Here is a 25,221-nt window from a genome sequence, read left to right on the forward strand (position 1 = left end):
ACGCTAATCAGATGCGATGCGCTGTAATCGTCATGACTTTGGCCGCCACACGCATCAGTCCCTGGGCAATCGGAGGCAGTTGCATTGCACCTTCGTCGATCGCTGCTGCGGCATGACGCTCTTCGTCATCCTTCATGCGCTCGACCACGGCACGCGAAGCCTCGTCCTCCTCGGGCAGGCGACCCAGATGGCTTGCCAGGTGGGCAGAAACCTGATTTTCTGTCTCGACCACAAAGCCCAGACTGGCGGCATCGCTGAATTTGGCGGCAATCGTGCCAATGGCAAAAGCGCCAGCAAACCACAGCGGGTTCAGCAACGAGGGTCTGTCACCCAGGGCATGCAGGCGTTCGCGGGTCCAGGCCAGATGGTCCATTTCCTCGCGAGCGGCATGCAGCAGATGCTCGCGCAACTCCATGTCCTTGGTCACCATGGCCTGAGCGTTGTATAGCGCCTGAGCGCAGACCTCGCCCACATGATTGACGCGCATCAAGGCTGCGGAGAGCTTGCGCTGTTCATCGCTCAGATCGGCTTCGGCGATCCCTGCGGCAGGCGAGCGCTCTGCGGCCACCGGGTCGGCAAACAGAGTGCGAAGAGCTGCGTCGGCAGCGGTCAGTAACTTGTCCATGGCTAAAAAGAACTCAGTGCGGCGCCTGTCTGGCGTCAATGCACATAAGGTACACCAGAGTGGCTCATCCGCAACTTGCGCTGGGGCAATCCTAGGCAGGAACCCCTAAGGGTGTGCCCGCTAGTGTGGCTTGGTGTTTGTTGCGGTAGTGCAACGAAAACGCGCCGAATCGAGCAGTTTTGGGTGAATTCCTTTGCGCTGGGCTCGGTGGTCTGGTGCAATAGACCCAACTTCCCCACCAGGAGGTTGGCGCGGGAAACCGGTGGAGCTCGAGGCTCAAGTCTCTCTCCCATAGAACCGGCGCCCTTCTAAACCTTGGAGTAACTCGTAATGAAAAAATCTCTGATCGCCCTGGCAGTGCTGGCCGCTTCCGGCGCCGCAATGGCTCAATCTTCCGTGACCCTGTTTGGTATCGTTGACACTGGCGTTTCCTATGTGGACAACGCTGACGGCAAGGATGCAAAGTACGGTGTTGGTACAAGCGGTAACGCTACCAGCCGTCTGGGCCTGCGCGGCACTGAAGACCTGGGTGGCGGTCTGAAGGCTGGCTTCTGGCTGGAAGGCGAAATCTTCGGCGACACTGGCAATGCTTCGGGCTTCGACTTCAAGCGCGAATCCACCGTGCGTCTGTCGGGCAACTTCGGTGAAGTTCGCCTGGGTCGTGAAACCACCCCCACTTTCCGTGCTGGTCTGAAGTATGACCTGTTCGGCGCTACCGGTATCGGCCAAAACATGGGCTACAGCCGTTGGTCTACCGTTGGTGGTTTCGCCGCTTCTGGCGACACAAACACCATCCGTGCTAACAACATGGTGTCCTACTCTCTGCCTAACTTCAGCGGCTTCACAGCTAATGTGAGCTACGCTTTCGACGAGAAGGCTGTTGCTGGTACTAAGTCTGGCCGCTACGCTGGTGGTAACGTTGGCTACGACAACGGTCCCCTGAGCGTGACTGCTGCATACGGCAACCTGAAGGGTTCTGCTGGCGACCGTGATGAAATGTCCATCGGCGCTTCTTACAACTTCGGCGTGGCCAAGGTGACAGGTCTGGCACAGCAGATCAAGTACAAGCCCGATGCTGGTTCCAGCGCCAAGTTCCGTAACTACCTGCTGGGCGTGTCCGCTCCCGTGGGTGGCGTGGGCGAAGTGAAGGCTCAGTACGCTTACTACGACCAACAAGGTCCTGCCAAGGCTCACCAACTGTCGCTGGGCTATGTGCACAACCTGTCCAAGCGCACTGCTCTGTACGGTACTGTTGCTTACCTGAAGAACCAAGACGGTTCCTCCATGGCTCTGGCTGCCAAGGGTGTGAGCGACACCGTTGGCATGAAGGCTAATGGCACTGGCATGAACCAAGCTGGTGTGCAAGTTGGTATCCGCCACGCTTTCTAATCAATTGCTGGCATAAGCCAGTAATTGCTTAAAAGCTAAAAGGCCTGTCGAAAGACAGGCCTTTTTTATTTCTGGGGTTAAACCTTAAAGGGTGTTTGCTGAGAGGTTTGCCCCCAGAGGGAAAGGCCTGTGTTGCGCTTGTGCCAATGCTCGCGCGGTTGAGGAAAGCATTTCTAGAATGAATTTTCCACCAACTGTTTGCGAATTGAATTAAGAGAGAGGCAACACAATGACATCTTCATTTGTGAAAAAAACATTGGCTTTGGCTGTGCTGGGTTCGCTGGGGACGATTGCTTATGCACAAAGCAGCGTGCAACTGTATGGCATTGTGGATGCAGCGATTCGTCACACGACTAATGAGGGTCCGAATAAAAGTGGTCTGACCAAAATGATCGGTGGCGGCATGTCGGAGAGCCGCTGGGGTATCAATATCAAGGAAGATCTGGGCGGAGGCTTGTCGGCTATTGCCAATCTGGAAAATCGTTTCTGGACGGATTCGGGCACGCCCAGCACCGCTCAACCTTACTTTGCGCAGTCCTGGGTGGGCTTGCGCAGCACCAGTTTTGGTCAGGTGACCATGGGGCGCCAATACAACGTGCTGTTTGATCTGGTGACCTCTACCTATGCATCGTTCCCATATTCGCCTTATATGGATGCCTACAAGCCTGAAATCGGCATGTCTCTGGGCGCGCGTGCAAACAATATGCTGAAGTACGTTGCCGAGTTCGGGCCGGTTCGTGCAGGGCTGCAGTATTCTTTTGACGAAGGAAATACCTTTGCCAAGAAGGGCGGCAGTATTGATATGACGCCAGGTGGTCTGGCATTGAAAACCGCAGGCGGATATCTGCGCTATTCTGCCAATGGCATTTCTGTGGGCGGTGCTTTCCAGCGCTCCACCTTGCCGGCCGGCACCGATGTGGATGCCTGGACACTGGGCGGCTCCTATCGCACCGGGCCTCTGTATCTGATGGCTGGTTACGGCCAGAACAAGGTCAAGGATAGTCTCGGTGCTGCGGGGGCTGGTGCCATTTTTGACGCCGGCCTGCTCAATGCATATTGGACAGGCTCTTCCAATGGTGGCTTTATCGCAGGTAATGCGCCCGGAAATTTTGCCAACAAGCGTGAGATGTTCAAGGTCGGTTTTGGCTACCAGGTCACGCCGCAGCTCAATGCAGGTCTGCATTACTACCATGCCAAGCAATCGGGATCGGCGACTGGCGCCTTCAATGGCAAGGCCGACTTTATCGTTGCCGTGGCTGACTATGCCTTCTCCAAGCGCACGGACGCCTATTTCGCGGTGGATCACACCAAGACCAAAGGCGGTGCGGGCGTGATGCTTGATGCCAATGGCGCGAAAAAGCGTACCGGTATCACCATCGGTCTGCGTCATCGTTTCTAAGGCGAATCTCTGGATACAAAAGCCAGCCCGGTATCGGCTGGCTTTTTTATGCTCGGAGCAGCTCGTGAAGCTCGGTGCAAAAGAAAAAGGCCGCAAATGCGGCCTTTTTGTTGTGGGCAAACCAGGTGGAGCAAACCACCCGGTCAGCAGCAGAGCAATTACATGCCCATGCCGCCCATGCCGCCCATGCCGCCCATGTCGGGCATGGCAGGAGCTGCGTCAGCCTTGGGGGCTTCGGCGATCATGCACTCGGTGGTCAGCAGCAGGGAAGCCACGGAAGCGGCGTTCTGCAGAGCAGTGCGAGTCACCTTGGTGGGATCCAGGATACCCATTTCCAGCATGTCGCCGTAGGTGTCGTTGGCAGCGTTGAAGCCGTAGTTGCCGGAACCGTTCAGCACGGCGTTCACGACCACCGAGGGCTCGCCACCGGCGTTGGCCACGATTTCGCGCAGAGGTGCTTCAATGGCCTTCAGAACCAGCTTGATGCCGGCGTCTTGTTCGGCATTGCCGGTAGCCAGGGCGCCAACGGCTTGCTTGGCGCGCAGCAAGGCCACGCCACCGCCGGCCACGATGCCTTCTTCCACAGCAGCGCGGGTAGCGTGCAGGGCGTCTTCCACGCGGGCCTTCTTTTCCTTCATTTCGACTTCGGTGGCAGCGCCAACCTTGATCACGGCAACACCGCCGGCCAGCTTGGCCACGCGCTCTTGCAGCTTTTCACGGTCGTAGTCGGAAGTGGCTTCTTCGATCTGGATGCGGATTTGCTTCACGCGGGCTTCGATTTCGTCAGCAGCACCAGCACCGTCGATGATGGTGGTGTTTTCCTTGCCGATTTCGACGCGAGCAGCCTGGCCCAGATCTTCCAGAGTCACCTTATCCAGCGACAGGCCCACTTCTTCAGCGATGACCTTGCCGCCAGTCAGGATGGCGATGTCTTCCAGCATGGCCTTGCGACGGTCGCCGAAGCCGGGAGCCTTCACAGCCACAACCTTCAGGATGCCGCGGATGGTGTTCACCACCAGAGTCGCCAGGGCTTCGCCTTCGACGTCTTCGGCAATGATCAGCAGAGGACGGCCGGCCTTGGCCACAGCTTCCAGCGTGGGCAGCAGGTCGCGGATGTTGCTGATCTTCTTGTCGAACAGCAGCACGAAGGGGTTGTCCAGAATCGCGGCTTGCTTTTCGGGGTTGTTGATGAAGTAGGGCGACAGGTAGCCGCGGTCGAATTGCATGCCTTCGACGACATCCAGTTCGTTGGCCAGGCTCTTGCCTTCTTCAACGGTGATCACGCCTTCCTTGCCGACCTTGTCCATGGCTTGAGCGATGATTTCGCCCACGTCGGAGTCGGAGTTGGCGGAGATCGTGCCCACTTGAGCGATTTCCTTGGAAGTGGTGGTGGCCTTGGATTGCTTCTTCAGCTCTTCCACCAGGGCGGCGACAGCCTTGTCGATGCCGCGCTTCAGGTCCATGGGGTTCAGGCCGGCGGCCACGTACTTGGAGCCTTCGCGCACGATGGCTTGGGCCAGCACGGTAGCGGTGGTCGTGCCGTCACCAGCGATGTCGTTGGTCTTGGAGGCCACTTCCTTCACGAGCTGGGCGCCCATGTTCTGCAGCTTGTCCTTGAGTTCGATTTCCTTGGCCACGGACACGCCGTCCTTGGTCACGGTGGGGGCGCCGAAGGAGCGCTCCAGCACCACGTTGCGGCCCTTGGGGCCCAGGGTAACCTTGACTGCGTTAGCCAGAATGTTCACGCCTTCAACCATGCGTGCACGTGCTTCACCGCCGAAAACTACGTCTTTTGCTGCCATTTTTGGCTCCTAAAGAATGGGGTTCAATTGGGCTGCCAGCGCTTGTCAATCAGTCGCCGAAAGCCATGAATAGGGGGAGGTGTTCGGGAAGGATTACTTCTCGACGACTGCGAACAGGTCGTCTTCCTTCATGACCAGCAGCTCGTCGCCGTGGATCTTCACGGTCTGGCCAGAGTACTTGCCGAACAGAACGCGGTCGCCGACCTTCACGTTCAGAGCGATCAGCTCGCCCTTGTCATTGCGCTTGCCGGGACCCACAGCCAGCACTTCGCCCTGGTCAGGCTTCTCGGTGGCAGCATCAGGGAGCACGATGCCCGAGGCTGTCTTGGTTTCGTTTTCGAGGCGCTTGACGATCACGCGATCGTGCAGGGGACGCAGGTTCATACCAACTCCTAAATACATCAACAAAGTTGAAACAAGACTTGCCAGCCATCCTGGCCGACATTCGGAATATCTAGGGTCAAGCTGTTAGCACTCAACCCCATTGAGTGCTAATAATAAGGCAATTTCTCGCGCTTTCAAGACCTCTCCCCAGCCGTTCGCAGGACAAATCTGCGAGGAAACAGGGTTTGTTCTTAGTCATGTGTAACGTGTTTTTACAAATAGGCCTGGCTTTTGCTCTGGCAGAACATGCCTCTAGAAACCATGACTGCCCCGGCGCAGCGCGCCCAGGATCTGCTGCAGACAGACGTCTTCATTCCTCATATGCGCCAGGTCGGGCGCTGCGAGAGTTCGCTCAGGGAGCTGAATCTGATGTGGCGGCTCATAGAGTCCTCAGCCAAGATGAATTGCCCTCAGGAAGCGCAGGCCTTGTTGCCCATGATGGCCGCCACGCGTGGCGGCTTCGAGCGGCTGGAGCAGGAGCTGGTGCAGTCCATGGTGATGCAGGCGGTGACGGGGGTGACGGCGGGGCTGGCCAGTCAGGCACAGCATCTGATCGATACCCTGGTGCGCAATCTCTACGAGCGCACGGCCGACGTGGGGTTTCTGGCGACCGACGCCATGCTGTGCCAGTTCATGGCCGCAGCGGATGGCGACGAGGCGGCCATCACCCAGCGTCTGCGTGCCTACCGAAGCAAGTACACGGTCTACGCGGACATTCTGCTGCTGGATGCCGAAGGCCGGGTGCGAGCGAGTGCGCGCGAGAGGAGTCAGGCCGCAGATCAGCCATGCCGGGATACATTGATTGCCCGCGCTCTGCAAAGCCCGGGCTTTGTGCAGAGTTTCGGTGCCACCGACCTGCTGCCAGGGCACGGCAGCGCGTTGATCTATGCGCATCGCATGCTGCACGCCGGCAACCGCCAGCCTATTGGCGTGCTGTGCCTGTGTTTTGACTTTGATGGCGAGATGCAAGGCATCTGGAGCGGCCGAGACCGGACAGACGGTAGCGGCGCGCCCGAAGCTCAGACCAGCATCGCCCTGTTGCTCGATGATCGGGGACTGGTGCTGGCCAGCAGCGATCCGCACTGGATTGGTGTGGGTGCGAACGTGCGGCCTCACCGTGATGGTGCGGATTCGCTGTATGTACATGGAGGACGCACCTATCTGGTGCAATCGGCGGCCTCGGCAGGCTATCAAGGCTATATGGGCCCCCAGGGCTGGCGGGCGCAGATCATGACGCCGCTGGAGCTGGCCTTCGGTCTTCAATCGCAAGCAGGTCTGGATGGGCTGGATGCCGCGGTGGCCCAGGGCCTGCTGGCACATGCACATCGCTTCTGCCCACCCCTGCATGCCATACGCAGCGCAGCGGACACCATACGACGTGTGGTCTGGAACGGCCGCGTCATGACAGCAGGCAAGCAGATGGACAACACGCGGCTGCAGGCCGTGCTGGAGCAGATTGGCGAGACGGGGGCGCGGACCAACGAGGTCTTCTCCCAGTCCATCGATGCGCTCTACGGCACGGTGCTCAACACCGCACTGAGAGACAACAGCCTGTTGACCAGTCTGCTGGTGGATCTGCTCGATCGCAATCTCTATGAGCGTGCCAACGACTGCCGCTGGTGGGCCTTGACGCCGCAGCTGTCCGAATTGCTCGAGGACCTGGCCTTGGGCGAGACGGCCCCGGATCAGGTGAGCGAGGCCTGTGCGCTGCTCACCGCCATTCACGACCTGTATACGGTCTACCAGCAAATCATGGTCTATGACGTTCGCGGCAGGGTCGTGGCCGTCAGTCAGCGAGGCCGCCCCGATGCCGAGATCCGTGGGCTGCTGGGCACCTATATAGAGACGGACAGCCTGCACCAGGTTCTGGCGCTGGGCGGGACCCAGGCCTATCACGTCTCGCCATGGCGCCCTTGTGTTCAGCACGAGGAGGACGGCCCGACCTATGTCTATCACGCGGCCATACGCAATGCCGATGGCGTGGTGCTGGGCGGAATCGGCCTGGTGTTCCATGCACAGCGTGAATTCAAGGCCATGCTTGAGGGCGTGACCGGTGTTCAGGCGGCAGGCGGCAGGCGGGTGGCCTATCTGAACCGCTCGGGCCTGGTCATGTCTTCCTCGGATGTGCAGCTGCAGCCGGGCATGCAGCTGGATCTGCCGCCGCAGATGCTGGCCCTGGCATCTGGACAGAGCATGGCCCGCGCCATGGTGTATCAGGGCCAGTATTGCGTGGTGGCTATCACGGCGGGCAGCGGTTACCGGGAGTTCAAGCGCAGCGACGGCTATAGCGAAGAGGTGCTGGCCTTGTCCGTGCAGGCGTTTGGTGCCGTGCAGGACGATGCGCTGGCGGCCGTCTCTCGCCGCAACACCAGGGTGCAAAGCTTGGCGGCGGCCAGCCAGGGCAGTGCCGTGGGCATGGAGATGGCGACCTTTTTTGTGGGGTGCAGCGTGCTCGCCGTGGATGCTGCCTGCGTGCTCGAGGCTCAGAGTGCCTCGGCCATCGCCCCCGTTTCAGCCGGTCGCTTGCCGCATTGCGTGGGCACGCTGGCGCGGCGCAGCCAAGGGGTTGTGGCTGGCTATGTCTGGGTATTCGATCTGGGGGAGCTGCTTTTTGGCAAGCCCGTGACCAGGACGGCGCAAAGCCAGGTGATCGTGCTGGAGCACAGGGGGCTCAAGCTGGGTGTGCTGGTCAGCGATCTCGAAGGGGTGGCGCGATTCGAGAGCGGGCAGCTGCGACTGGCCCCTGCAATGGCGGGTGCGGCGGATCAGCTGGTTGACCGCTTGATCCGGGCCAATGACGGCGATTTGCTCATCCAGTGCCTGAACGTGGCGGCCCTGGTGCGCATGCTCAAGGCACCGCAGCCGGCGGAGCAGGCTGCTGGCGGCTGAACGGCCGGGCTGCTTATTGAACCGGGAACGGGTTTTTTTCGTCGCGCGGCGCGCTGAAGTCCACGTTGGGCGTGGTCTTGATCTCGTACTGGCCGCGATCCTTGCCTTCGATCCACTTTGGGGGCTTGCCGCGGCCGGTCCAGGTCGCACCACTTTCGGGGTCATAGTACCTGGCCTCGACCTTTTTCTTTTCTTCAGGCTTCCAGGGGAAAACCTGCTGAGAGGTAAAGCCGAAGGTGGCGATCAGTTGCTTGACGGTGGCCAGGGCTTCCTTGGCTTCGGTGCTGCGCGCTTCTTCGATGCGCTTGTCCAGCGCATTTTTCTGAGCGATGAGTTCTTGATAGCTTGGCATTCTGGATTCCAGAGATAGTGTGAAAGGTCAGCACTGATTGCCGCCTTTGTTATTGTTTTGCAAAACCATTCATTTTGGCGCAAGCGCGAACGCGCCGCATTGTTGATGTTGCGTACACTCAATCTGCAAAGGGGCGCGCATCACTTCGAAGGGCTGCACACATCACTCTGGATGATCCTGCCTGGGGCTCAAGCCTGTTTGTCACCCGTGGCCATGGCCTGCAGGGCCGAGCCCGTCATGCGATAGCGGATCCACTCGGTCTGTGGCAGGGCGCCCAGGCTGTCATAGAACTTGATGGAGGGCGTGTTCCAGTCCAGGCAACTCCATTCAAAGCGGCCGCAGTCCTTTTCCATGGCGATCCGGGCCAGATGCTGGAGCAGGGCCTTGCCGGCGCCGTGGCCGCGGGCGTCAGGCGTGATGTACAGATCTTCCAGATACAGGCCATGCTGGCCCTGCCAGGTGGAATAGTTGAAGAAATACACGGCAAAGCCCACGGCCTGGCCGTCAATCTCGCAGATCAGGCCGAAGACAGCCGGGTTGGCGCAGAACAGCGTGCGACGCACATGGTCGGGCGTGGCCTTGACTTCGTGCTCGGCCTTTTCATAGATGGCGAGTTCGCGTACGAAGTGCAGGATCAGGTCGATGTCTTGCTCGGTGGCGGGGCGGATATGGAGCTGGCTCATTAAATATCAGGAAAAAGTGGCTCAAGCGCTTGATGGTAAAGCGCTCGCAGCTATGGTTTTGTTGTATCAGGCGACCTGGCGCTCGGGCTCGCTCTGAGCCAGAGTCACGGGCAGGAACTGGCACAGGATCTGGAAATGGTCCTCGAAGAACTCGGCCTCCATGCGGGGCAGATCGGCAATCGGCACCCAGCGGGCCAGGGCGGCGTCGTCCGCACCCTGTACCGGAGGCAGGCTGGGCTGCACTCCCAGATCCAGATAGTGCACATGGGTAATGGTACGCCCGCGCAGGCTGCGGTCCGGGTGATCGAAGACCTGCACGGCCTGCAGGGCTGCCAGCAAATCCGCCTCGCTGATGGAGGAGCAGGTTTCTTCACGCAGCTCGCGCATGCAGGATTGCCAGAGGCTGTCGCGCTGCTCGAGAAAGCCGCCGGGCAGCGCCCAGAGGCCCTGGCCCGGCGCATGGCCGCGCTGGATCAGCAACACCTGGTCCTGGCCCTTGGCACGGCAGCGCAGCAGCGCATCCACGGTGACGAACACCGGCGCATAAGGCGCCTTGGCCCAGGCCCGCTTGTAGTCCTGCAGCATATGCCATTCCTTTTGCAGGCGCAGATACAGCGGTGTCTGGGCCCAGCGGCGCAGAAAGTCCAGCGTGCTCTCGGGCATCTGGGAGGAAAGCCTGGCCAGGGCGGCATCCATGGTTTCGGGCGAGGCGCCGCCTTCACCGAAGAAGATTTCGCGCAGCGGAGTGGCGTCGAACTGGCCCAGGCGCGGCAGGCTGATCAGCTCCCAGCCCGGAAAGCGGGCCAGATAGCTGCTGCTGGAGTCCTTGAAATGACCGACCAGGGCCACGCTCGCGCCCTCGGGCACATGGGCCTGCACGGCTTCGCGTACGGCATGCACCCACAGCGGCTCGTTGTAATAGTCGCGCACGGGCACGCAGCGCACGCGCTCGGCATCCTCTTTCGATAACGCATTGCGCAACATCTGCGCGCGCTCCTGCCAGCTGAACGGATTTTTGGGATTGGGTGCCTGCCAGGCGCTGCCCAGTATCACCACGACCTGGCGAGCCCGCTCCAGTGCGGCATGCAGCAAGGCCATATGGCCGTTGTGCAGAGGCTGGAAGCGGCCGATCAGCACGGCGGTATGCAAGGGCACGGAGGTGGGCAGGGTCTCGGGTGCGGCGGCGATGACACGCTTGCTGGAGGTGTTGGGACTGGCTTGAGGCATGAGAGCGAAACCCGTACAGAAATCGGCGCCCACAAGGGCAAATATGGATAAAAACGCGCTAAACGTTTACTGGGTAAGCGAAATTAGCTCACTTTTTAATGTTTAACCAGGCCCGGTACGGCCAAAGTCGGCATTCGAGACAGGCTGCCAGGCGCTCGGCCGCACCCGAGGTGCAGCAAGGCTTTGCCAGCTAGTCTCAAGCAGGTGCCGGGCATTGCTACTCGTAGTGTGCCGCAATCGGCATCTGCCGGCCCGTGCCAAAGGCCCGTGGACGTACTCTGAGCATGGGCGGAGCCTGGCGGCGCTTGTATTCGCTGCGGAACACCAGCTTCTGCACACGGGCAATGGTCTCGGGCCCGCCGGCCTGGGTGCGCAGCCTGGCCACAAAGGCTGCGGCATGCGCATATTCCTTGCTGGAAAGATGCTGGCCCTCGATATGCCATTTGAGAATCTCGTCGAGCACGGCATAGGGCGGCAGGCTGTCCTCGTCCTTCTGGCCGGGAGCCAGCTCGGCCGAGGGCGGCTTGTCGATGATGGTCTGCGGGATCAGCTCGCGGCCCGCATGCGTATTGATATGGCGTGACAGCTCGAAGACCTCGGTCTTGTACAGATCTCCGAGCAGGCCCAGACCGCCGTTGGTGTCGCCATACAGGGTGCAGTAGCCCACCGAGACTTCGGACTTGTTGCCCGTGGTCAGCAGCAGATGGCCGAAGGCATTGGAAAACTCCATCAGCGTGGTGCCGCGTGCGCGGGCCTGCAGATTCTCCAGCGCCAGGCCCTTGAGCGGCTCGCCAAAGCTGGCCTCGAACTGGCGTGCATAGGTGGTGACCAGCTCCTTGATTGGATGCTCGTAGAGTCTGATGCCCAGATTGCGGCACAGCAGCACGGAGTCGTCGACCGAGCCCGCAGAGGAGTAGCTCGACGGCATGGTGATGCCGACCACGTTGTCCGCTCCCAGGGCATCGACGGCCAGGGCCAGCGTCAAGGCCGAATCGATGCCGCCCGAGCTACCCACCACCACCTGCTTGAAGCCGCAGCGGCGCGCATAGTCGCGCAGGCCCAGCACGATCTGCTGACGGTAGAACTCCATGGTGGCCAGGCCTTGCGTCGGCACGGTAGGCAAGGCAGTGCCGTCGCAGGCCTGAAACCGGCCCTGCGCATTCAGCTCCAGCGTGCAGACATCTTCCTCGAAGCGCCTGGCTTCAAAAACCAGTCCTGCCTCGGGCTCGACGGCAAACGATGCGCCGTCGAACACGATCTGGTCCTGGCCGCCGATCTGGTTGATGTAGAGGATGGCCAGCTTGTGGCGTGCCGCCGCCTGGGTGAAGATCTCGTGACGCTGCTCGCGCTTGCCCAGGTGGCTGGGGCTGGCGTTGATGCTGATGACCAGGTCGGGGGCCGCATCGCCCATGCGCACGAACGGGTTGGTGGCGTAGTCGGCGCCCTGGTCGTTCCAGCCGTCCTCGCAGACCAGAAAGCCCACCTGGCAGTTGCCCACGCGCAGCACCTTGGCCGTGTCGGCTCCGGGCTCGAAGTGGCGGCGCTCGTCAAAGATGTTGTAGGTGGGCAGCAGTTGCTTGTCGTACTGCAGGCGGATTTGTCCGTTCTTGAGCACCAGCAGGCTGTTGTGCAGCGGTTTGCCGGGGCCATCGTGTCGAGTCGGCGCGCCCACGACCCAGTGAAGATCGGGGAACTGGCACGTGGCCTGCAGCAATTCCTGCAGACCTGCATCCAGTCTTTGCAGAAAGCTGGGCTCGTCCAGCAGGTCGCCGGGGTAGTAGCCGCACAGCGACAGCTCGGAAAACACCACCAGGTCGGCCTGTTCGGCCGCGGCCCTGGTTGCGGCTTCTCTCATGCGGCGGATATTGCCGCTGATGTCGCCCACCATGTAGTTGAGCTGGGCGAGGGTGACTTTCAGCATGGTTTTCTCCAGGGAATCAGGCGGCCTTGGCAGCAGGCTCAGGGATGTTGAAGACCTGGCGCAGATAGGCCAGATAGGTCTCGTCGTTGCACAGCGTCTTGCCGGGCGAGTCCGAAATCTTGGCTACGGGCTGGCCATTGGCATGGGTCAGCTTCATCACGATATTGATCGTGGTCAGTCCCATGTCATTGGTCAATCGCGTGCCTATGCCGAAGCCGCACTGGATGCGATCTGCAAAGCGGTGGTAGAGCGCCAGGGCCGTGTCCAGGTCCAGTCCGTCCGAGAACACCAGGCGCTTGCTCTGCGGCGCAATGCGCAGCTTTTCATAGTGGGCAATGGCCTTCTCGCCCCACTCGAAGGGATCGCCGGAGTCATGGCGCAGGCCGTCGAAGAGCTTGGCAAAGTACATGTCGAAGTCGGCCAGAAAGGCGTCCATGCCCACGGTATCGGTCAGGGCGATACCCAGGTCGCCGCGGTATTCCTGCACCCAGTCCTCGAGGGCGGCCACCTGGAAGTCGCGCAGGCGCACGCCCAGGGCCTGATAGGTCTGCAGATACTCATGGGCCATGGTGCCAATGGGCACCAGGTTCAGGTCGCGAGCCAGCAGCACGTTGGACGTGCCCTTGAACCACTGCGCGGTCTCCTGGGCAAAAGCCTGTACCACCTCGCGTTGCCAGGCTCCCGAGAAGCGGCGGCGCACGCCGAAGTCGAACAGCTCGAAGGGGTTGTGCAGCCTGGCCTCGACAGCCAGATGCTTGAGCTGGGCCAGCTTGACCTGCAGGCGCTTGCGGCCTTCGACAAGGGCGGCATCGGCATCGAAGCGGCGGAAGTACAGCTCGTTGACGATGGCCAGCACATAGATCTCGAAGCCCATTACATGGACTTGCGGGCCCTTGGCAACGATATGGAGCCGGTCGCCTTCGGCCCAGGCGCGGATGAAGGCACGCTGGAACTGGAAGATGCGCAGAAAGTCGATGAAGTCGCTCTTCATGAAGCGCAGGCCGGCCAGATAGTCCAGCTCGCCCTTGTCGAAACGCAGGCTGCACAGGGCGTCCAGCTCGCGCTCCACCTCGGGCAACAGCTCGGCCAGCGGGAAGGCCGTGGGCGTGCGGCAGACAAATTCGTACTCGGCCTCGGTCTGGGGGTGGCGGTGCAGCATGGCCTGCCACATCGTGAATTTGTAGAGGTCGGTGTCCAGCAGGCTGGTGATGATGGGCTTCATGCCGTTCTTCTTTTCAAAAATATGAGCTGCTAGCGCTTTATCCATAGGCGCTAGAGGCTGATTTGTCTCATAAGCCAAAGCTGGCGCTGGTTTCGCAGCGTACACCGGTTGCGCGCATGCGTTGCAGGAAGTCGAGGTGCGCGCCCTCGAATCCGGCGACCGGGCTCATGCAGTCCGTCAGCAGCACGATGCGCGAGTAGTCGCTGCTTTCCCAGTGCTCCACGATGTGCTCGGTGGTGGCGCCTACGCAGTGGCTGCTGGCTTCGCCCGCGATCACCAGGGTGCTGCTCTGGCGCAACTGGGCCAGCAGGGCAGTGTTGAGTCCGGTTTCGCCATCCTGCGGATCGGGCACCTCGGCGCGAATGGCGCTGTAATGCTCGGTCCAGGGGTTCATGCCCTTGAAGACATGGCGGGTGGCTCGGTGCTGCAACTGCTGCCACTGGCGGCAGGCCGCGAGCACGCTGGCATGCATGCCATGGCCCCAGCTCCCGATCTCGCAGTGCAGCGGCCAGACCATCAGGGTGTAGCTGCCTTGGGCCTCCAACTGATCCAGGTATTGCAGAGTGCATTCGCGTTCGGCAGCGTTGCGCGGTGCATAGTCGCCAGCACGGACCTGCGCTGCCGTGATCGAGGTGAATGGCAGGACGGCATGGCCATCGCGCTGCTGCCAGAAGGCGGGGTGGGCAATGTCATAAGCCTGATGCGAGTCCAGAGTGATGGTGATCTGGCCCAGCTTGTCTCCCTGGGCTGCCATCCAGCTGCTCAGGCGCTGCATATCGGCATGAGCGCCCGTCACCGGAAGGCTGGGTGCTATCAGCTGATGAGTGTCTGGTGAGCGGGGGCACCAGTCTGCAGGCAGATCGCAGAAGTCGTTTTGCGGGTCAATGATGAGCAGCTGGGTTTGTGGATGACTCATGGTGTTCAGCTTTCATGCGAGATGCAATGTCTGCAGTCTAAAACACTTAAAATATTTTTGCAACTAAGTATTTTTGGATTGATATGAAATAATCAGACAAGAAAAACGAAGTTGGTAAAAAAATGAATCAAAGCGATGAGCGCAGGGAAGCGGTGCAGGTGAGTGTGGATGTGGTGCTGCTGACTCTGGTGGAGCAGCAGCTGCATGCCGTGCTGCTGCGTCGTCAGGCTGCGCCTTTTGCCGGGGTGTGGGCCTTGCCCGGCGGCTTTATTCATACCGATGAGGATGCGGACGCCAAGGCCAGTGCGGCGCGCGTGCTCAGAACCAAGGTGGGCATAGAAGGTGCGTATCTGGAGCAGCTGGCCACTTTCAGCGGCCCGGCGCGTGATCCGCGCGGCTGGTCGGTGGCAATCGCCTATTGCGCTCTGCTGCCCGTGCAGAACCTGCCCCCCGATCGCTCCGATATCAGCGTGGTGCCGCTCTCGGCTCTGCCGCAACTGCCGTTCGATCACCGTGCCATCCTGGACGCCGCCCTGGAGCGCGTGCGCAGCAAAAGCCTGTATTCCTCCTTGCCCGTGCATCTGTGCGGCGAAACCTTCACGCTGCCGCAACTGCAGCAGGTCTATGAAAACATTCTGGGCGAGCCGCTGAACAAGGTCAGCTTCAGGCGCAAGATGGACGAGATGGACTGGCTGGAGGTTGTGCCTGGGGCCATGCTGGGTGGCGGGGCGCACCGGCCCGCCCAGCTTTACCGGGCCAAGCCCGGCTTCAGCCAGACGCTGGCGCTGACTGCCCGAGGGCTTTGAGGCCGGTCTGCATGAAAAATGCCTGCACAAGGCAGGCATTTGGGCGGGTGTGCAGCGGAGGGCGGTTAGCTGACTGCTCCAATGCCCAGTAGGGCCAGAACCACGAAGATCACGGCAACGGCAATGAAAATAAAGAACAGGATCTTGGCTATGCCGGCAGCGCCCGCGGCTACGCCGGTAAAGCCGAAAACACCGGCCACCAGGGAGATGATGGCAAAAATAATGGCCCACTTGAGCATCGGAACTCCTTTGTCTGAAGCGATGTTTCAAGCCTAAGTCGCCGGGCGCAGGCTTGCGGTGCTCATTCGGGGGAAATCCTTGTCGGTTTGATCCGACAACAAAAAAGCCACCGCAATGGTTCGCGATGGCTTCTTGATGAGGCTTGAAGGCTCAAGCCCTTGGATTCTCAGGCCCAGTGGGTGTCCGAATCACTTCAGACCTGCGGCGGCGCGCAGCAGGGCTGCCTTGTCGGTGCGTTCCCAGGTGAACTCGGGCTCTTCGCGGCCGAAGTGACCGTAAGCTGCAGTCTTGCTGTAGATGGGGCGCAGCAGATCCAGCATCTGGATGATGCCCTTGGGGCGCAGGTCGAAATGCGCAGCCACCAGCTTGGCGATTTCAGCATCGGGAATCACGCCCGTGCCTTCGGTGTACACGGTGATGTTCATGGGGCGGGCCACGCCGATGGCGTAAGCGACCTGGACCTGGCACTGGCGCGCCAGACCGGCGGCCACCACGTTCTTGGCCACATAGCGGGCGGCGTAGGCGGCCGAGCGGTCCACCTTGGTTGGATCCTTGCCGGAGAAGGCACCGCCGCCATGGGGGCAGGCACCGCCGTAGGTGTCCACGATGATCTTGCGGCCGGTCAGGCCGCAGTCACCCTGAGGGCCGCCCACGACGAAGCGGCCCGTGGGGTTGATCAGGTACTTGGTCTCTTGCAGCCAGGCCGAAGGCAGCACGGGCTTGATGATTTCCTCAATGATGGCTTCGGTGAAAGATGCCTTCATCTTGGTTGCCGTTTCCGACTGATCGGGGCTGTGCTGGGTGGACAGCACCACGGTGTCGATGCTGTGGGGCTTGCCATCCACATAGCGCAGGGTCACCTGGCTCTTGGCGTCGGGGCGCAGGAAAGGCAGACGGCCATCCTTGCGTAGCTGGGCCTGGCGTTCCATCAGGCGGTGCGCGTAATAGATGGGCGCTGGCATCAGCTCGGGTGTTTCGTCGCAGGCGTAGCCGAACATCAGGCCCTGGTCGCCAGCGCCGGTATTCAGCTCGTCATCGCTGGCCTTGTCCACGCCCTGGGCGATGTCCTGGCTTTGCTTGTCGTAGGCGACGAGTACCGAGCAACCCTTGTAGTCGATGCCGTATTCGGTGTTGTCGTAGCCGATGCGCTTGATGGTGTCGCGTGCGACCTGGATGTAGTCCACATTCGCACCGGTGGTGATCTCACCGGCCAATACCACCAGACCGGTGTTGGTCAGTGTCTCGGCAGCCACGCGGCTGTGCGGGTCTTGGGTGAAAATAGCGTCCAGAATCGCGTCAGAGATCTGGTCGGCAACCTTGTCGGGGTGGCCTTCAGAAACCGATTCCGAGGTAAACAGAAAATCGCTGTTCGCCATTGATATAACTCCTTGTAGCTTGGGCAATTGCGTTGCCCGAGCTTCGAAGTCTGGCGAACGCTTTAGCAGTTTTGTTTTTACGTCGCCCTGCAAGTTGCTCTTTAACTCAGCGACCCCGTTATTCTAATGCCTTCCCTGTTTCGACTGTTTGCTGCACTGCCTTTATGGCTATTGCATGGCCTTGGCGCTGCCATGGGGTGGGTGACCTGGGCGCTATCTCCCACCTATCGGCGCCGATTTGCGGCCAACGCCGCCCAGGCTGGCTATGCATTTGCCCAGGTCAGGGCTGCGGTGGGACATGCGGGTCGCATGGTGTTCGAGATGCCGCGTATCTGGCTGGGCCAGTTGCCGGATTGCGATATCGTCAATGGAGCCGTGGCCGAGCAGGCCTATGCGCGTGGCAAGGGCATTGTGTTTCTTACGCCACATCTGGGTTGCTTCGAGATGTCCGTGCAGGCCGCGGCGCGGCGCTGGTCGGATCGGCATGGCGCAATCACCGTGCTTTACCGCCCCGCACGTCAGGGCTGGCTGGCCGAAATTCTGGAAACCGCGCGCAATCGTCCTGGCGTTCAGGCCGTTCCCACCACCCTCGCGGGTGTGCGTCAGATGATCAAGGCGCTGCGCCAGGGGGCGGCTGTGGGGCTGCTGCCTGATCAGGTGCCGCCCAACGGTCTGGGCATCTGGTCGCCTTTTTTCGGCCGTGATGCGTATACGATGACATTGGCGGCACGTCTGGTGCTGCAAACCGGGGCCACGGTCATCGTGGCGCGGTGCGAGCGCAAGTCCTGGGGGCGGGGCTACACGCTGTATCTAGAGGAATTGCCTGTGCCCGAATCTCAATCGCTGGAAGCCACCGTGGCGCTGATCAATCACGCCATGGAAACCACCATTCGCCAGTCTCCGCAGCAATACCTGTGGGGCTATGGCCGCTACAAGCAGCCGCGTGAAGACAAGCAACTCTCGGGGGAGAAGGCATGAGCGTCAGCAAGATCGCCATCGGCTTCATGCATGTGCTGGCCAAGCTGCCTCTACCCCTGCTACGTGGTCTGGGCAAGTTTGTGGGGCGTGTGCTGTTTGTGGTGGCGGGCCAGCGCCGGCGCATCGCGCTGCGCAATTTCGAGCTGTGCTTTCCCGATGTGCCTGAGGCGCAGCGCAAAGCCTGGGCGAAAGAGTCTTTTGAGGTCTTTTGCCAGACTTTTCTCGACAGAAGCTGGTTGTGGTTCGGCTCCGAGGAGCTGGTGCGCAGCCGTGTCAAGCTGGTCGGGGCCACGCATGAACTGGAGGGCGATACGCCCACCATCGTCTTCGCACCGCATTTCTACAGCATGGATGCCGGTGGCCTGGCCCTGCCGCTCAATACCGAGCGCGAGTTCACCTCCATCTTTGCCACCAATCCCGATCCGGACCTGGATGCCTGGTTCATGAATGGCCGTCAGCGCTTCGGCAATGTGAAGATGCTCAATCGTGCCGATGGCGTCAAGCCCATCATCCAGTGCCTGCGCAAGGGCGGGCTGCTGTATCTGCTGCCCGATATGGACTATGGCAAGAACGATTCGGTGTTCGTGCCCTTTTTTGCGGTGGAAAACACGGCCACGATTCCCTCGCTTTCGCGCTTTGCGCGTCTGGGCAAGGCCAAGGTGGTGGCGCTCTACAACCGCATGACGCCTGAAGGCTATGTGGCCGAGCTGACGCCGGCCTGGGAGAACTTCCCGACTGACGACCATGTGGCCGACACCGCCCGCATGAACCGCGAGCTGCAGGCCGCCATCATGACCATGGTGCCGCAGTATTACTGGGTGCATAAACGCTTCAAGACGCGCCCCGATGGCGAGCCATCGCTGTACTCCGGGAAATAGGCGTCAAATCGTTTCCATGCCTGATGGCATGGGCGCCAGAGGCTTCCTTTTCAGGAGCGAGCTGGCGTCTGAAGAAACTCCGCCAGAGCGCGCTGCACGGCATCGGGTCTTTCATGGACCACCCAGTGGCTGCAGCCTTGCAGATGCTCTATCGCAAGCTGCGGCACCCATTGCTCCAGCCCATGCAGCAAGGCGGGCTGCAGTGCCAGGTCGCTATCGCCCCAGAGAATGCGCACCGGCACAGGGATGTGCAGCATTTCATCGGGCAGGCTGAGCTCGCGAATGTCCTGCAGCTCCTCGGCGCTGCCGCCGGGTCGGGGGGGCACCAGCGGGCTGGCAGCGTAGAACATGCAGGCGCCGTGCACGCCCAGATCCCAATGCTCGCGGTATTGCTGCTGACGCTCGGGCGTCAGCCATGCGGGCATGCTGCCGTCGGGGTTCTGAAAGAATCCCAGCATGCGCTGCCAGCCGTTTTCGGCCAGCAGCTCGGGGGCGTCGGGCCGGCGCAGAAAATGCATGTACTGGCTGGCGGACTGCTGCACAGGGTTGGACTGAAGTTCGCGCAAGAAGCTGCCGGGATGCGGGGAGTTGAGTATGAGCAGCCGCTCAAGCTGCTGGGGGTAGCGGTTGGCCAGACCCCAGGCCACGGCACCGCCCCAGTCATGGGCAATCACGCAGGCAGCGCGCTTGTCACGACTCTCCAGCGCAATCAGGGCGGCCAGATCCTCCACCAGGTATTTGGCGCGGTAGTCACTGATGGCCGTGGGCTGGCTGGAGCGACCATAGCCGCGCAGATTGGGCGCCACGCAGCGGTAGCGGCTGCCGAATTGCTCAAGCAGCCCATCCCAGATGAAAGCGCCTTCGGGGAAACCGTGCAGAAACAGCAACAGGGGCTGACCCGGCTCGCCGCTGGTGCGGCATTCCAGTTCAACCCCTGTGGACAGGGTATGCGTGCAAGTCGTGACCATGAAGCTCTCCTTTTTGTAGCTTCTGGCGCTTGCAAGATAAGCGCCTATGGCTGATTTTGCGCAGGTGTCTCGTCTGCGGGCGTCGCTTGGGTGACGGGCGCAGCCTGGGGCATTCCCGCCTGGGGCGTCCCCGCCTGGGGCAACCCCTCGGGGTGGCACCAGTGCCACAGCAACTGGGCCACATCGTCCACGCCCTGCTTTTTGAGGGCAGAGAACAGACGCACCTCGCCACCGCCCGCATTGAGCTTGGTGATGGACAGGATCTTGGCCTGCTCGGCGCGGGTCAGCTTGTCGGCCTTGGTCAGCACGATGAGGAACTTCAGGCCTTGCTCCACGCGTGGGCGGATGGCATCCAGCAGGGCTTCGTCGAGTTCGGTCAGGCCCAGGCGCGGGTCGCACAGCAGCACCACGGCGGAGAGGCTTTCGCGGCTCATCAGATAGTTGAGCATGACGCGCTGCCAGCGCTCCTTGTCGGTGCGGGAGACGGCAGCGTAGCCATAGCCGGGCAGGTCGGCCAGCACGGCGTCGGTCACGCCCTGCTTGCCCAGCGCAAACAGGTTGATGTGCTGGGTACGGCCGGGCTTCTTGGAAGCGAAAGCCAGCTGCTTTTGCTGGGTCAGCGTATTGATGGCGGTGGACTTGCCGGCGTTGGAGCGGCCAACGAAGGCAATCTCGGGAACGTCGACCTTGGGCAGCTGGTTGAGCTGGGCCGCGGTCGTGAAAAAGCGCGCGGTGTGCATCCAGCCCATCGCAAGCTTGCTGTCGATCAAAGAAAGTGTTTTTCCGGCAGTGGTATCCGGGGAAGCATGGGTCATGACGGTAACTATTTCAGGGAGGCCCATTGTAGAATTTGACGGATTCGCGCTCTCAACAATAGACCCAGCCCCTTGATATGAAGTTGCTTGCCTCTTTGCTGACTGCTGCCATTTTCGCAGCACCTGCCTTCCCCGCATTTTCGGCGGGAGAAACACCTGTGAAGGCGGATGCTGCCAAAGGGCAAGCCAGTTATGGGGCGGTTTGCGCCGCCTGTCACGCCGCAGACGGCAATTCCACCATTCCCCTGCAGCCCAAGCTGGCCGGCCAGCACCCCGAGTATCTGGTCAAGCAGCTGCGCGAGTTCAAGGATGGCAAGCGCAACGACCCGGTGATGAAGGGCTTCGCCGCCACGCTCAGCGATGGCGATATGCAGAACATTGCGGCCTGGCTGCATACCCAGGCACCCAAGAACGGTTTCTCCAAGGACAAGGACTCCATCGCCCTGGGTGAACGCATTTACCGCGGTGGCATTCAGGAGCGCCAGATTGCAGCCTGCGCGAGCTGCCACAGTCCCAACGGCTCCGGCATTCCGGCCCAGTACCCGCGTCTGTCGGGTCAGCATGCGGAATACACCGTGAAGTCGTTGACGGACTTCCGCGACGGCAAGCGCAGCAATAGCATTCCCATGGCCCAGGTTGCTGCCAAGCTTAATGATCGCGAAATCAAGGCCGTGGCAGACTATATAGCTGGCTTGCGTTAAAAATCCTTTTCATCAGATGCGCGGGTGACTTCGGGAACTTTCAGGCATCTGGCACCCCCCAAGTCAGGCGGGCCCATCGGCTAGTTCAGCAGATGGCCCGCCTTTTTGCGTTCGGCTCTATCTCATCCTCATGTCAGACCTTCCACTTCGCGATCGTGACTCCTCTCGCTCACAGGCAGTGCGCGCGACTCTGGAGTTGCTGGCCTCCATGCGCTTTGCGATTTCACTGCTCACGGTGATCTGCATCGCATCGGTCATCGGCACGGTGCTCAAGCAACATGAACCGCTGGTCAACTATGTCAACCAGTTCGGTCCCTTCTGGGCGCAGCTGTTTCTGGCGCTGAAGCTCAATGCGGTCTACAGCGCCTGGTGGTTTCTGCTGATTCTGGCCTTCCTGGTCATCAGCACTTCGTTGTGCGTGAGCCGCCATGCTCCCAAATATCTGGCCGACATCCGCAACTACAAGGAGAACCTCCGCGAGCAAAGCCTCAAGGCCTTCCACCATCGCGCCGAGGCGGATGTGGCTGGCAGCACCGAAGAGGCGGCCAAGCGCATCGGCCAGCAACTGGTGTCTGGCGGCTGGAAGGTCAAGATGCAGCAGCGCGATACGGCGGCCGGGCCCGGTACCGGCTGGATGCTGGCAGCCAAGGCCGGTGCGGCCAACAAGCTGGGCTATATCGCCGCTCATTGCGCGATCGTGCTGATCTGCATTGGCGGGCTGTTTGACGGCGATCTCATCGTGCGGGCCCAGATGCTGCTGGGCGGCAAAACGCCTTATACCGGCGGCGGCATGATCTCGGACGTGGCGCCAGAGCATCGTCTGTCGATCAAGAATCCGACCTTCCGCGGCAACCTCATGGTGTCCGAAGGCACGCAGTCCGGTACTGCGATCCTGAATCAATCGGATGGCATCTTGCTGCAAGATCTGCCATTTTCGGTGGAACTCAAGAAATTCATCGTGGAGTACTACTCCACCGGCATGCCCAAGCTGTTCGCCAGCGATATCGTCATCCACGACCGAGCCACCGGCGAGAAGCTGGAAAAGCGCGTGGAAGTGAACCATCCGGCCAGCTACAAGGGCATCGAGATCTACCAGAGCAGCTTCGATGACGGCGGCTCCAGCGTCAAGCTGCATGCCGTGCCCATGGATGGCGTCTCCCAGCCCTTCGACGTGGAGGGCGTGATCGGCAACTCGACCGAGTTCGTGCGCAAGCTGGCCGATGGCCAGCAGGACAAGGTGACGCTGGAGTACACGGCACTGCGCACCATCAATGTGGAGAACTTCGGCGGCCAGGACAAGGGCGGTGCCGGCACCGATGTGCGCAAGGTCGATCTGAAGCAGGCCATCGACGAGCGTCTGGGCGCTGCCCACAAGACCACGGACAAAAAGGATTTGCGCAATATCGGCCCCAGCGTGGGCTACAAGCTGCGCGATGCCTCGGGTCAGGCGCGCGAGTTCCAGAACTATATGCTGCCCGTTGACACGGGCGAGGGCCAGCCCGTCTTCCTGCTTGGCGTGCGTGAGAACCAGGCCGACCAGATGCGCTATCTGCGCGTGCCTGCCGATCCTGAGGGCACGATGAACACCTTCATGCAGCTGCGCCAGGCCATGCAGAACAAGGCCCAGGCCGAGAAGGCGGCGCGCGCCTATGTGCAGCGGGCGGTCGATGTCTCCAAACCCGAGCTGGCCGAGCCGCTGACGCAGTCCGCTCTCAAGGCGCTGGAGCTGTTTGCCGGACAGGACGCCAAGTTCAAGGGCCCTGACGGCCGCCAGCTGGGTGGTTTGCAGGCGATATCGGACTTCATGGACAGCAATGTGCCCGAGGCCGAGCGCGAGCGCGCCGGCGAGGTGCTGGTGCGGATTCTCAACGGCGTGCTGTTCGAGCTGGCCCAGCAGGTGCGCCAGCAGGCAGGGCTCAAGCCTTTCGAGAACGACGAGAAGACCCAGGCCTTCATGACGCAATCGGTGTTCTCGCTCAGCGACGCGCAGTTCTATCCGGCGCCCGTGGTCTTCATGCTGCAGGACTTCAAGCAGGTCCAGGCCAGCGTGTTCCAGGTGGCACGCGCTCCTGGTAAAAACATTGTTTACCTGGGTTGCCTCTTTCTGATCATCGGCGTTTTTGCCATGCTGTACGTGCGTGACCGCCGCATCTGGATCTGGCTGACCCCTGCGAATGATGGCAGCCATGCGAACATGGCCTTGTCCACCAACCGCAAGACCATGGATGGCGACCGCGAGTTCGTCATGCTGGCCGACAAGCTGATCGGGGCCAAGCCCTTACAAAAGAAGACTCCCGGAGGTTCTGTATGAACACCGCAACCACGACATTGACTCTGAACGAAGGCTATTTCGCCCGCCGCAACTGGTTTGACTGGTTGTTCGCGGTCGTGGTGGCCGTGGGCCTGGGCTATGCGCTGCAGCGCTACGCCGCCTATATGGATGTGTATGAGAAGGGCATTTTGCTGGCGACCATCCCTGCCATGATCTGGATGGGCTGGTTCTGGCGCCCGCTGGCGGTGCTGATGCTGACCGTGGCCGGCTTCTCGCTGATGGCCATCGGTCTGTACCAGGGAGGAGATGGCGGCGAACTGGCACGGTCGGAGACCGTCTTCGGCCTGAAGTACTTCCTCTCCAGCCAGTCCGCCATCCTGTGGATGAGCATGGTGTTCTTCATCAGCACGGCGTTCTACTGGATAGGCGTGTTTGCCAAGGGCGAGCGCTCGGTCATGTCGCTGCTGGGCTCGCGCCTGGCCTGGCTGGCTGTCGCCATGGCGCTGATCGGCACCATGGTGCGCTGGTACGAGAGCTATCTGCTGGGCCCGGACATCGGCCATATCCCCGTCAGCAATCTCTATGAAGTGTTCGTCATGTTCTGCTGGATGACGGCCATCTTCTATCTGTACTACGAGCAGCATTACGACACGCGTGCCCTGGGCGGCTTTGTGATGCTGGTGGTCAGCGCGGCCGTGGGCTTTCTGCTCTGGTACACGTTGGTGCGCCAGGCCCATGAGATTCAGCCCCTGGTGCCGGCTCTCAAGAGCTGGTGGATGAAGCTGCATGTGCCCGCCAACTTCATCGGCTACGGCACGTTTGCGCTGTCTGCCATGGTGGCGTTTGCATATCTGATCAAGCAGCAGGCCACCGAGACCAAGTGGTACAAGCTTGCGCCGCTGTGGCTGCTGGGCGTGGTGCTGTGCTTCGAGCCCATCGTCTTTCGCAAGGGTGCGACCGAGAACGGCGGCAGCTACTGGATGGTGTACTTCGGCATCTCGGCCCTGATCGTGGCCGGCATCCTGCTCTCGCGCAAGCGCATTGCGGCCCGTCTGCCCTCGTTCGAGATTCTGGACGACGTTATGTACAAGGCCATCGCCGTGGGCTTTGCCTTCTTCACCATCGCCACCGTGCTCGGCGCTCTGTGGGCCGCCGAGGCCTGGGGCGGCTACTGGAGCTGGGACCCCAAGGAAACCTGGGCGCTGATCGTCTGGCTCAACTATGCGGCCTGGCTGCATATGCGCCTGATGAAGGGTCTTCGCGGCACGGTGTCTGCCTGGTGGGCGCTGGCGGGTCTGGCCGTCACCACCTTTGCCTTCCTGGGCGTGAACATGTTCCTGTCGGGCCTGCACAGCTACGGCGAGCTGTAGGCCGCGTA

General features: G+C 61.1%; 22 protein-coding genes. 9 read left to right on the plus strand and 13 right to left on the minus strand.

Annotated features, from left to right (window positions below; translation table 11 throughout):
• Positions 1–7 precede the first annotated feature (7 nt).
• The gene (gene coq7 / locus AAIL67_RS03880; protein WP_034357373.1) at positions 8–625 is read right to left on the minus strand and encodes a 2-polyprenyl-3-methyl-6-methoxy-1,4-benzoquinone monooxygenase; all 618 of its coding nucleotides are present in this window, start codon (positions 623–625) and stop codon (positions 8–10) included.
• A 330-nt stretch (positions 626–955) separates the two neighbouring features.
• Between coq7 and AAIL67_RS03885 the strand changes: the two genes are divergently transcribed.
• Complete coding sequence (locus tag AAIL67_RS03885) at positions 956–2,014, plus strand: porin (RefSeq protein WP_034357376.1); 1,059 nt, start codon at positions 956–958, stop codon at positions 2,012–2,014.
• A 229-nt stretch (positions 2,015–2,243) separates the two neighbouring features.
• Positions 2,244–3,413: a porin gene (locus tag AAIL67_RS03890; protein ID WP_034357378.1), complete on the plus strand. Its 1,170-nt coding sequence runs from the start codon at positions 2,244–2,246 to the stop codon at positions 3,411–3,413.
• 158 nt (positions 3,414–3,571) lie between these two features.
• Here the strand turns inward: AAIL67_RS03890 and groL are convergent, their stop codons facing one another.
• Complete coding sequence (gene groL, locus AAIL67_RS03895) at positions 3,572–5,215, minus strand: chaperonin GroEL (protein WP_003061955.1); 1,644 nt, start codon at positions 5,213–5,215, stop codon at positions 3,572–3,574.
• Between the two features lie 93 nt (positions 5,216–5,308).
• Positions 5,309–5,599 carry a co-chaperone GroES gene (groES, locus tag AAIL67_RS03900; protein ID WP_003058782.1) on the minus strand — a complete coding sequence of 97 codons (291 nt, stop codon included), beginning with the start codon at positions 5,597–5,599 and terminating at the stop codon, positions 5,309–5,311.
• A 246-nt stretch (positions 5,600–5,845) separates the two neighbouring features.
• Between groES and AAIL67_RS03905 the strand changes: the two genes are divergently transcribed.
• Positions 5,846–8,488, plus strand: a complete 2,643-nt coding sequence (locus AAIL67_RS03905; protein ID WP_231905812.1) for a chemotaxis protein CheW — start codon at positions 5,846–5,848, stop codon at positions 8,486–8,488.
• A gap of 13 nt (positions 8,489–8,501) precedes the next feature.
• On the opposite strand, the gene AAIL67_RS03910 is transcribed toward AAIL67_RS03905, so the two are convergent.
• The 6 genes from AAIL67_RS03910 to AAIL67_RS03935 all read right to left on the minus strand — a co-directional run bounded on the left by AAIL67_RS03910 (position 8,502) and on the right by AAIL67_RS03935 (position 14,809).
• Positions 8,502–8,840 carry an H-NS histone family protein gene (locus AAIL67_RS03910; RefSeq protein WP_034381503.1) on the minus strand — a complete coding sequence of 113 codons (339 nt, stop codon included), beginning with the start codon at positions 8,838–8,840 and terminating at the stop codon, positions 8,502–8,504.
• Positions 8,841–9,028: 188 nt separating this feature from the next.
• Positions 9,029–9,523: a GNAT family N-acetyltransferase gene (locus AAIL67_RS03915; RefSeq protein WP_034357384.1), complete on the minus strand. Its 495-nt coding sequence runs from the start codon at positions 9,521–9,523 to the stop codon at positions 9,029–9,031.
• Between the two features lie 66 nt (positions 9,524–9,589).
• Entirely contained in the window at positions 9,590–10,750 is a 1,161-nt protein-coding gene (locus tag AAIL67_RS03920) for a bifunctional nicotinamide-nucleotide adenylyltransferase/Nudix hydroxylase (RefSeq protein WP_343483440.1), read from the minus strand.
• Between the two features lie 217 nt (positions 10,751–10,967).
• Positions 10,968–12,671, minus strand: a complete 1,704-nt coding sequence (locus tag AAIL67_RS03925) for an NAD+ synthase (protein WP_343483441.1) — start codon at positions 12,669–12,671, stop codon at positions 10,968–10,970.
• Positions 12,672–12,687: 16 nt separating this feature from the next.
• Positions 12,688–13,893, minus strand: coding sequence for a nicotinate phosphoribosyltransferase (pncB, locus tag AAIL67_RS03930; protein ID WP_034357386.1), 1,206 nt, complete (start codon positions 13,891–13,893; stop codon positions 12,688–12,690).
• A 67-nt stretch (positions 13,894–13,960) separates the two neighbouring features.
• Positions 13,961–14,809, minus strand: coding sequence for a cysteine hydrolase (locus AAIL67_RS03935; RefSeq protein WP_343483442.1), 849 nt, complete (start codon positions 14,807–14,809; stop codon positions 13,961–13,963).
• A 122-nt stretch (positions 14,810–14,931) separates the two neighbouring features.
• Between AAIL67_RS03935 and AAIL67_RS03940 the strand changes: the two genes are divergently transcribed.
• Positions 14,932–15,615: an NUDIX domain-containing protein gene (locus AAIL67_RS03940; protein ID WP_034357388.1), complete on the plus strand. Its 684-nt coding sequence runs from the start codon at positions 14,932–14,934 to the stop codon at positions 15,613–15,615.
• 65 nt (positions 15,616–15,680) lie between these two features.
• On the opposite strand, the gene AAIL67_RS03945 is transcribed toward AAIL67_RS03940, so the two are convergent.
• Positions 15,681–15,854 carry a DUF1328 domain-containing protein gene (locus AAIL67_RS03945; RefSeq protein WP_003058756.1) on the minus strand — a complete coding sequence of 58 codons (174 nt, stop codon included), beginning with the start codon at positions 15,852–15,854 and terminating at the stop codon, positions 15,681–15,683.
• Positions 15,855–16,043: 189 nt separating this feature from the next.
• Positions 16,044–17,231, minus strand: a complete 1,188-nt coding sequence (metK, locus tag AAIL67_RS03950) for a methionine adenosyltransferase (RefSeq protein WP_034357390.1) — start codon at positions 17,229–17,231, stop codon at positions 16,044–16,046.
• Between the two features lie 126 nt (positions 17,232–17,357).
• On the opposite strand from metK, the gene AAIL67_RS03955 reads away from it, so the two are divergent.
• Together AAIL67_RS03955 and AAIL67_RS03960 are read left to right on the plus strand one after the other, a co-directional pair.
• Entirely contained in the window at positions 17,358–18,209 is an 852-nt protein-coding gene (locus AAIL67_RS03955; protein WP_034357391.1) for a lysophospholipid acyltransferase family protein, read from the plus strand.
• Positions 18,206–19,087, plus strand: a complete 882-nt coding sequence (locus tag AAIL67_RS03960) for a lipid A biosynthesis acyltransferase (protein WP_224649770.1) — start codon at positions 18,206–18,208, stop codon at positions 19,085–19,087. The genes AAIL67_RS03955 and AAIL67_RS03960 overlap by 4 nt, the downstream gene beginning before the upstream one ends.
• Before the next feature lie 50 nt (positions 19,088–19,137).
• Here AAIL67_RS03960 and AAIL67_RS03965 read toward each other — a convergent pair whose 3' ends face one another.
• The gene (locus AAIL67_RS03965; protein ID WP_343483443.1) at positions 19,138–20,055 is read right to left on the minus strand and encodes an alpha/beta fold hydrolase; all 918 of its coding nucleotides are present in this window, start codon (positions 20,053–20,055) and stop codon (positions 19,138–19,140) included.
• Positions 20,056–20,099: 44 nt separating this feature from the next.
• A complete protein-coding gene (gene yihA, locus AAIL67_RS03970) occupies positions 20,100–20,870 on the minus strand; it encodes a ribosome biogenesis GTP-binding protein YihA/YsxC (RefSeq protein WP_034361323.1) in 771 nt (256 codons plus the stop codon).
• Between the two features lie 77 nt (positions 20,871–20,947).
• Between yihA and AAIL67_RS03975 the strand changes: the two genes are divergently transcribed.
• The 3 genes from AAIL67_RS03975 (at position 20,948) to ccsB (ending at position 25,213) form a co-directional block, all read left to right on the plus strand.
• A complete protein-coding gene (locus tag AAIL67_RS03975) occupies positions 20,948–21,571 on the plus strand; it encodes a c-type cytochrome (protein ID WP_034357400.1) in 624 nt (207 codons plus the stop codon).
• Between the two features lie 130 nt (positions 21,572–21,701).
• A complete protein-coding gene (locus AAIL67_RS03980) occupies positions 21,702–23,882 on the plus strand; it encodes a cytochrome c biogenesis protein ResB (RefSeq protein WP_343483444.1) in 2,181 nt (726 codons plus the stop codon).
• Positions 23,879–25,213, plus strand: a complete 1,335-nt coding sequence (gene ccsB, locus AAIL67_RS03985) for a c-type cytochrome biogenesis protein CcsB (protein ID WP_003058739.1) — start codon at positions 23,879–23,881, stop codon at positions 25,211–25,213. Before AAIL67_RS03980 ends, ccsB begins: the two co-directional genes overlap by 4 nt.
• Positions 25,214–25,221: the final 8 nt, after the last annotated feature.

It is taken from the genome of Comamonas sp. A7-5 (genome assembly GCF_039581385.1).
Lineage (GTDB): Bacteria > Pseudomonadota > Gammaproteobacteria > Burkholderiales > Burkholderiaceae_C > Comamonas > Comamonas thiooxydans.